Annotated in this window: 8 protein-coding genes; 6 read left to right on the top strand and 2 right to left on the bottom strand. The window is 66.8% G+C overall.

Features of this window, described 5'->3' with window-relative positions:
* Positions 1-115 precede the first annotated feature (115 nt).
* Positions 116-1,072 (bottom strand): AraC-like ligand-binding domain-containing protein, encoded by a 957-nt coding sequence (locus IF803_RS19100; RefSeq protein WP_028343352.1) that lies wholly within the window; start codon positions 1,070-1,072, stop codon positions 116-118.
* A gap of 207 nt (positions 1,073-1,279) precedes the next feature.
* On the opposite strand from IF803_RS19100, the gene IF803_RS19105 reads away from it, so the two are divergent.
* Together IF803_RS19105 and IF803_RS19110 are read left to right on the top strand one after the other, a co-directional pair.
* Positions 1,280-2,290 (top strand): carbon-nitrogen hydrolase family protein, encoded by a 1,011-nt coding sequence (locus IF803_RS19105; RefSeq protein WP_076834510.1) that lies wholly within the window; start codon positions 1,280-1,282, stop codon positions 2,288-2,290.
* 30 nt (positions 2,291-2,320) lie between these two features.
* Positions 2,321-3,373 carry a phenylacetaldoxime dehydratase family protein gene (locus IF803_RS19110; RefSeq protein ID WP_461193094.1) on the top strand — a complete coding sequence of 351 codons (1,053 nt, stop codon included), beginning with the start codon at positions 2,321-2,323 and terminating at the stop codon, positions 3,371-3,373.
* A gap of 243 nt (positions 3,374-3,616) precedes the next feature.
* Here IF803_RS19110 and IF803_RS19115 read toward each other — a convergent pair whose 3' ends face one another.
* Positions 3,617-4,546 carry a glycine/sarcosine/betaine reductase selenoprotein B family protein gene (locus tag IF803_RS19115; protein ID WP_461193095.1) on the bottom strand — a complete coding sequence of 310 codons (930 nt, stop codon included), beginning with the start codon at positions 4,544-4,546 and terminating at the stop codon, positions 3,617-3,619.
* Between the two features lie 121 nt (positions 4,547-4,667).
* Between IF803_RS19115 and IF803_RS19120 the strand changes: the two genes are divergently transcribed.
* From IF803_RS19120 to IF803_RS19135, 4 genes are all read left to right on the top strand, one after another.
* Positions 4,668-5,753 (top strand): lytic transglycosylase domain-containing protein, encoded by a 1,086-nt coding sequence (locus IF803_RS19120; RefSeq protein ID WP_461193096.1) that lies wholly within the window; start codon positions 4,668-4,670, stop codon positions 5,751-5,753.
* A 193-nt stretch (positions 5,754-5,946) separates the two neighbouring features.
* Complete coding sequence (locus IF803_RS19125; RefSeq protein ID WP_028336401.1) at positions 5,947-6,699, top strand: AzlC family ABC transporter permease; 753 nt, start codon at positions 5,947-5,949, stop codon at positions 6,697-6,699.
* Positions 6,696-7,040: an AzlD domain-containing protein gene (locus IF803_RS19130; protein ID WP_028343345.1), complete on the top strand. Its 345-nt coding sequence runs from the start codon at positions 6,696-6,698 to the stop codon at positions 7,038-7,040. The genes IF803_RS19125 and IF803_RS19130 overlap by 4 nt, the downstream gene beginning before the upstream one ends.
* 61 nt (positions 7,041-7,101) lie before the next feature.
* The gene (locus IF803_RS19135; protein WP_461193097.1) at positions 7,102-8,082 is read left to right on the top strand and encodes a Bug family tripartite tricarboxylate transporter substrate binding protein; all 981 of its coding nucleotides are present in this window, start codon (positions 7,102-7,104) and stop codon (positions 8,080-8,082) included.
* The last annotated feature ends 119 nt before the right edge of the window (positions 8,083-8,201 follow it).

The raw sequence follows: 8,201 nt of genomic DNA on the forward strand, positions 1-8,201 counted from the left end.
AAAGAAGGGCGCCGGGGGAACCCGTTGCAGTTAGTGTAAATATTTGCATCCGTGAGGGCGTGGATTCCCGGCTATTTTGCGCCGCAAGAGGCCCTTGGCTTCGCGCGAAAGCGCTTTAGTTCGGCAGCCGGCTTTGCCGCCAGTCGCGCGGCGACAGGCCGTAATGGTCGCGGAACACGCGGCCGAAATGCGAGAGATCGTTAAAACCCCAGGCGAATGCGATCTCGCCGATGTGGCGATGCGCGTGCGCCGGCGAGGCGAGGTCGCGCTTGCAGCGCTCCAGCCGCTGCGCCAGCACGAAGCGCTGGAACGAGGTGTCCTCGTCGGCCAGCAGGCTGTTGACGTAGCGCGGCGAGATGCCGAGCGCGGCGGCGGTCTCGGTGAGGCCAAGCTCGGGGTTCGGCAGATGCGCGAGTACATGCGCCTTCAGCCGGTAGAGCAGCGCGGAGCGGTGGGTCGAGGCGGGCAGCGCGGCGCCGCCGAGCCGCTCGCTCATCGCCATCGCGAGCAGGTCGGCGGCCTGGTCGGCGAGGCGGATCGCGTTGTCAGGATCGAGCTTGTCGGCGATCTCGGAGAGCCCCGCGATGAACTGCCAGGCGAGCCGCTGCACGGGACGATCCGATGTGAACGTGGTCGCAGTTAAGCCCTGGGTGCCGGCGAAGCGCCGGTGCAGCATGGCGCGCGGCACCTGGAAGATGGTCTGCGTGAAGTCGGCGTTGAAGCGCAATTCATAGGGCCGGGTGGTGTCGTAGAATGCGAACTCGCCGGGCTGGATCACGGTCTCGCGGCCGTCCTGCAGCACGGCGCCAGCGCCGCTCCGGCCGAGCGCGAACAGAACAAGATCCTCGCTGGCGCGTGCGATCCGCGACGGCGTGCGCAGCACCCGTTGCTGGCTCGACGAGACGAGGGAGCATTTCACCGCGCCCAGCTGCGTGCTGGTGATGGCGCCGTGGAAGGCGGTGCCGAGATCGGACTTGCAGTCGAGCTGCACGAAGACGTCGCAGACGATGTCCTGCCAGAGCGCAAGGCGCCGATGGGTGGGCGCGTCTTCCGTGGTGAACAGGGCCGGCATGATTTCCTCCCTTCACGAGTGCAAACGCTGGCCACGCGAACAAAGCAAGCTTCATACCGGGGACGGCCAGGGAATCTCCTCCGCAGTCGAATTTTCCTTCCGTCCTGGTCGAACGGCGTGCCCGGTCCCGGGGCAGCATGATGTCAGAGGCCGCCATGGCCGATCAAGTACGAACCGGCCGGAAGCGTCGGCCGCGAGGAGGACATCATGGGCATCGAACATCCGAAATACCGCGTTGCGGTGGTGCAGGCCGCACCTGCCTGGCTCGACCTCGACGCCTCCATCGCCAAGTCCATCGCGCTGATCGAGGAGGCCGCCGCCAAGGGGGCGAAGCTGATCGCGTTTCCCGAGGCCTTCATCCCCGGCTATCCCTGGTACATCTGGCTGGACTCGCCGGCCTGGGCGATCGGGCGCGGCTTTGTGCAGCGCTATTTCGACAACTCGCTCAGCTACGACAGCCCGCAGGCCGAGAAGCTGCGGCTCGCGGTCAAGAAGGCCGGCATGACCGCGGTGCTCGGCCTGTCCGAGCGCGACGGCGGCAGCCTCTACCTCGCGCAATGGTTGATCGGGCCCGACGGCGAGACCATCGCGAAACGGCGCAAGCTGCGGCCGACCCATGCCGAGCGCACCGTCTATGGCGAGGGCGACGGCAGCGACCTTGCGGTGCATGACCGTCCCGGCATCGGCCGGCTCGGCGCGCTGTGCTGCTGGGAGCACCTGCAGCCGCTGTCGAAATACGCCATGTACGCCCAGAACGAGCAGGTCCATGTCGCGGCCTGGCCGAGCTTCTCGCTGTACGATCCGTTCGCACCGGCGCTCGGCTGGGAGGTCAACAACGCGGCCTCGCGGGTCTATGCGGTCGAGGGTTCGTGCTTCGTGCTGGCGCCCTGCGCCACGGTCTCGCAGGCAATGGTCGACGAGATGTGCGACCGCGACGACAAGCACGCGCTGCTGCATGTCGGCGGCGGACACGCCGCGATCTACGGGCCGGACGGCAGCTCGATCGCCGAGAAGCTGCCGCCCGAGCAGGAGGGGCTGTTGCTCGCCGATATCGATCTCGGCGCGATCGGGATCGCCAAGAACGCCGCCGATCCGGCCGGGCACTATTCGCGCCCCGATGTCACGCGTCTGCTGCTGAACAAGAAGCCCTCGAAGCGCGTCGAGCATTTCGCGCTGCCGCTCGACAGCCTTGAGGAGATCGACGCGGCCGCGAGCTGAACGCACGACATCCAACCGGAGGCGACTGTCATGGAATCCGCGATTCCCTTCCATCTGCAGACGGCGCGGTCGCGTCATCGTCGCGTACCGGACGATTACGCGCCGCCTTATCCGTCCTTCGTTGCACGCCACAAGCCCGCGGTCGCACGCGTGATCATGGCCTATTTCGGTGTGCAATATCGCGGCGAGCCGACCGCCGCCGTGACCGCGGCGCTGGCGCAGATCGCAACGCGCTTTGCCAGGGAAAACGGTCCGACGCATTGGGATCGTGCGCAATATGTCGACCAGGCCGGCTTCACCAACGTCGTCTCGGTTGCCTATTGGGACGATGCCGGGCGTTTCGACGCCTGGTTCGACGGCGCGCGCGAGGCCTGGACCGGCAGCGGCGCCACTGAGGGCGTCGGCCGCTTCATCGAGGTGCTGCGGCCGCATGTGGCGCGCTACGAGACGCTGTTCTCGTCGCTCGGCCGTCCGGAGGGTGTCGCGGTGCTCGCCGACGGCATGAGCGGCGAGGTGCAGGAGCACGCCTATTGGGGCGGCATGCGCGACCGTATCCCGCTGTCGCAGACCGACGCGATGACGCCAGGCGGCGGGCCGCGCGTGATCCGCGACGGCGACCGCATCCGCGTGATTGCGCATGACAATCTCTGCCTGATCCGCTCCGGACAGGACTGGAGCGACACCGAAGCATCGGAACGCAAGATGTATCTCGACGATGTCGAGCCGGTGCTGCGCGAGGGCATGGATTTCCTGCGCGACGATGGCGTGCCGATCGGCTGCTACGCCAACCGCTACATGCGCGTTGTCGATGCCGAGGGCAGGCTGACCGAAAAGTCCTACGGCCAGAGCTGGTGGAAGAGCCTCGCGGCGCTGGAGCGCTGGGCGGAATCGCACCCGACCCATGTCAGGATTTTTGGCGCGGCGATGAAGTATCTCTCGACCTTGGGCCCGAACGCCAAGCTCAGGCTGTATCACGAGGTCACCGTGGCAGCCGCCGACGAGCAGTTCTTCGAATATCTCGGCTGCCACGAACGGACCGGCATGCTCACCGCCGTACAGGTCGCCGCGGATCAGCCGAGTTGAGTTAGCCCTAAGAGACGGCCGTGAGAGGTAGCTTCGTCATGACCGGGCTTGTCCGCGTCCATGATTGACAAGAAGCGAGAGTGAGCATTACGCCTCCGCTTGTCGTCCCCCGGCTTGACCGGGGGACCCAGTACGCCGCGGCTTCTCCGTGACTGGTTGGTGTCTCTGGAATACTGGATCGCCCGGTCAAGGCCGGGCGATGACACCGTGAGTTGGCAAAGTGCCCGTGTCTAACGCCGAGCCCTACGCGACGCGCAGCCCCTTGGCGATCTCCTTCTGCGCGTCGAACTCGCGGCGCAGGCGGGCCAGCTCCTCGGCGCTGAGCGCATCGGCGTTGCTGTAGTCACGCTTCCAGGAAGCATCCTCGCTCCAGCGCCGCGGCGACTGCACCGTGGTCTGCGGGCCAGGCGCGGACTCCAGCACGCGCAGCGCCAGCTCCAGCGTGAACGCCTGCGAGGCAACGTCCTGCGGCTTGCCGGCGGAATTGCCGAGCGGGAAATCGGAGAACAGGAAGCGCGGCACCGCGGCGTGCTCGACGATATCCTTGGCGCAGCCCATCACGACCGTGGAGATGCCGTTGGCTTCGAGATGCCGCGCCACCAGGCTGATGGTCTGGTGGCAGACCGGGCAGTTTGGCACCAGCACCGCGGCGTCGACATTGTCGTCACGGCAGCGTTTGAGGATTTCCGGCGCGTCGGTCTCGATTGTGACGCGGTGGCTGCGGTTGGTCGGGGCGCCGAAGAAGCGCGGGGCGACGTCGCCGATCGTGCCGGCCGCGGCGAGGCGCTTCAATTGCGCCAGCGGGAACCAGGTGCCGCTGTCGGTCGCCGTGGTGTGGGTGCGGTCATAGGCGATGTGCGAAATCCGCAGATCGTGTGGCTCCGACGTGTCGCCATCATAGACCGAATAGAATTTGGCGCCGCCATTGTATTTCGCGCCGGGGCCCTGGTCGCCCCGGGTGGGGTCGAACGGTGCCGCGGTCGTGATGATGGCAACCCGGGACTGGTTCAGCGGCTTCTTCAGAGGTTGGAACGGGGCGGAGGTGTAATGCGCCCAGCGGTAGGGGGTGGTGTAGCCGATCGCCGCGTAATAATCGCGGGTCCGCTTCATGTAGCCGATCGGGGCGTCGTCGTCGGAGGCAAAGCCGAGTTGATCGTCCGTAGCTGCGGCCATTTTGCGCTCCCTTTTGCGCGCCATCATTTCAGTCCATAGCTAGACCACGAGCTTGCGGTGTCAAGCCACGCCGCGCGGGAGCAGATTTGCGATGCGAACGGGTCGTTGCGCCGCATGGGTCATGCTTGTGTTGCTGGTGTCGCCGGTCGGCGCCGGCGCCGAGGACGCGCCTGCCGCAGCCCCGGCGCCGCCGCCGTCCGCCGAGCAGCCCGCAGCGCCGCCCGCTGACAAGCCCGTCGCGCCCGCCGAGAAACCCGCCGCGGCGCCGGCAGATCAGCCTGCGCCACCGCCGGGAGATCAGGCTGCGCCATCGGCCGAGAAACCTGCACCCCCCGCGGATACGCCGGCGACACAGGCCGAGAAACCTGCGGCAACGACTGAGAAACCCGCAGACGACGCGCGCGAGAGCGACACCCGCGAGGCGATGTGCCTGATGATCGAGTCGGCGGCGCGGGCGAACGACCTGCCGCTCGAATTCTTCGCGCGCGTGATCTGGCAGGAGAGCCGCTTCCAGGCCGATGCGGTCGGTCCCATGACCCGCAACGGCCAGCGCGCGCAGGGCATCGCGCAATTCATGCCGGGCACGGCAAACGAGCGCGGGTTGCTCGATCCGTTCAATCCGGTGCAGGCGCTGCCGAAGTCGGCCGAATTCCTCAGCGAGCTGCGCAGCCAGTTCGGCAATCTCGGCCTCGCGGCCGCGGCCTACAATGCCGGTCCGCGCCGGATCCAGGACTGGCTCGCCGGCTCCGGCTACATGCCGCAGGAGACGCGCAATTACGTCTCCGCGATCACCGGCTCCAGCGTCGACGACTGGGCCGCCGCCGGGCGCAACGGCAAGATGCCGCAGCGCGCGCCGACCACGAGCTGCCGCGAGCTGATGGCGCTGCTGAAGCGCGCGCCGAATCCGTTCGTCGCTGGGCTCGGGCAGCACATCACTCTGTCGGCCGCCAAGGTCTGGGGCGTGCAGCTTGCCGCCGGCTTCAGCCGCGACAAGGCGCTGGCGATGTATGCCCGCGCCATCAAGCGCCTGTCCAATGTGATCGGGGATCAGGATCCGAGCTTGCTTTCTTCGCGGCTGCGCACCCGCGGCAGCGCGACCTTCTACCAGGTGCGCATCGGCGCCGACACGCGCCCCGAAGCCGACGGCCTGTGCAACCGCATTCGCAAGGCGGGCGGGGCGTGCTTCGTGCTGAAGAACAGGGCGTGATTGCGTGGATCCGTAGCCCGGATGAAGCGAAGCGCAATCCGGGACAGCTCTCGCCGGTTGCAAAAGCGGCCCCGGATTTCGCTGGCGCTTCATCCGGGCTACCGAGGCGCATACCCGCCGTGCGCCGTCACTTGCTTGACCCTGCGTTGTCCGCGCCCTAATCCGCCGCGATTGCAAAACCATCCGGTTCCCCGTGGCGCTTCCTCCGCTCGATTCTCCGCAATGGCACACCTCGTTCCGCGCCTTCCTGTGGGGCGCGCGGTCGATCGGCGCGACCGTGCTGACCCTGGTGCTGTTTGCGACCTATCTCGGCATCGGCGCGCTGGCGCATGATTCCGGCTTTTCGCTGGGCTGGACCCTGGCGAGCACGGCGTTCGTCTGGGCCGGTCCCGCGCAGATCATCGTGATCACGACGCTCGGCTCCGGCGCCACCGTGCTGCAATCGGCAATCGCGGTCACCGTCAGTGCGATCCGCCTGTTCCCGATGGTGGTCTCGGTGTTGCCGATGATGCGCACCGAACAGACCAAGCGGCGGCATCTGATCCTGGTGGCGCATCTCACCGCCGTGACGCTGTGGGTCGAGTGCTTCCGCTTCCTGCCGCAGGTGCCGCGCAACCGGCGCATCGCCTTCATCCACGGGCTCGGCTGCGGGCTGGTCACGGTCTGCCTGATCGCCAACACGATCGGTTACATGCTCGCGGCGAACCTCACGCCGCTGTTCGCCGCCGGCATGCTGATGCTGACGCCGCTCGCCTTCCTTTTCTCCACGGCGCGCAATTGCCGCGAGCTCGCCGATGTCATCGCGCTGGTGCTCGGCCTATTGCTGTTCCCGCTGGCGGCGATGCTGAACAGCGGCGTCGACATCCTGGTCAGCGGGGTCGTCGCGGGCACCATCGCCTATGCCGTGCACCGGGCGAGGGCAGGCATCGTCGGGGCGCGCGCATGAGTACCTTCATCGGCGATTGGCATGCGCTCGCGATCCTGTTCGTGGCAGGCGTCATCCCCAATCAGATCTGGCGCATGCTCGGCCTGTGGTTCGGCGGCGGCATCGACGAGAACTCCGAGCTCTTGGTCTGGGTGAGGGCGGTCGCCACCGCGATCCTCGCCGGTATCATCGCGCAGATCGTGGTGCAGCCGCCGGGCGCGCTCGCCAGCGTGCCGGACTGGCTGCGCTACGGCGCCGTCGCCGCGGGCTTTGTCGTGTTCATGCTGGCGAGGAAGTCGATCTTCGCCGGCGTGATCGCGGGCGAGATCGTCATGATCGCAGGCAAATACTGGCTCGGCTGATTGCGGCGTCCGCATTATCCGCTACTCTCGCTCCCCAAGAACAAGACAACGGGGAAACGGCATGCAGCGGCGCGCATCATCGCTATTCATTGTTGCTCTGACGGCGTTGCTGGCGGCGACGCTGCCGGCGCGAGCCGCGGATTATCCGACGCGACCGATCAAGCTCGTGGTGCCCTATGCCGCGGGCGGGCCGACCGACGTGCTCGGCCGCATCGTCGGCGAATATCTCGGGCGCGATCTCAAGCAGGTGGTCGTGGTCGAGAACAAGGCCGGCGCACAGGGCGCGATCGGCGCCGAAGCGGTGGCGCGCTCCGATCCCGACGGCTACACGCTGTTCGTGACCGCCGCCTCGATCTTCGTGCTCAATCCGCTGCTCTACAAGAAGCTGCCCTACGATCCGGCCAGGGATTTTCGCCTGCTGTCCGTGATCACGGACGCGCCGATGATCATGGAGGTGCATCCCTCGGTGCCGGCCAGGACGATCGCGGAGTTCGTCGCCTACGCCAAGAAGAATCCCGGAAAACTCAATTTCGGATCGGCCGGCACCGGCGGCACGGTTCATCTCGCCGGCGAGATGTTCAAGCAGATGGCCGGCGTCGAGATGACCCACGTGCCCTACAAGGGCGCGGGTCCGGCGCTGACCGACCTCTTGTCCGGCAACATCCAGCTGATGTTCGACACGCTCGGCACCGCGCTGCCGCCGGTCAAATCGGGCATGCTGCGGCCGCTCGGCGTCAGCTCGACGGAGCGCATCCCCGATTTGCCCGATCTGCCGACGATCGCCGAGAGCGGCTATCCCGATTATGCGGTCAGCGTCTGGTATGGTATCGCAGCGCCATCGAAAGTGCCTGATGACGTCGCCGACAAGATCAAGGCGAGCCTCGACCGGGCCTTGAACGACGAGGCGTTCCGCGCTTCGCTGCTCAAGATCGGATTCCCGCCGCTGCACGCGAAGAGCCAGGCCGAGATCGACAAGTTCGTGAATACCGATCGCGCGCGATGGGCGGGCGTGGTCAAGGCGCTGAACATATCGCTGGATTGACACATGGTACGTGAAATGGAACTGCGCCAGGGCGAGGTCGCCGTCGACATGCCGACGGCGCGCGATGCCGGGCTGGTCTTCATCTGTCTCTTATACACATCTGACGCTGCCGACGAACT

It is taken from the genome of Bradyrhizobium sp. UFLA06-06, assembly GCF_054820065.1.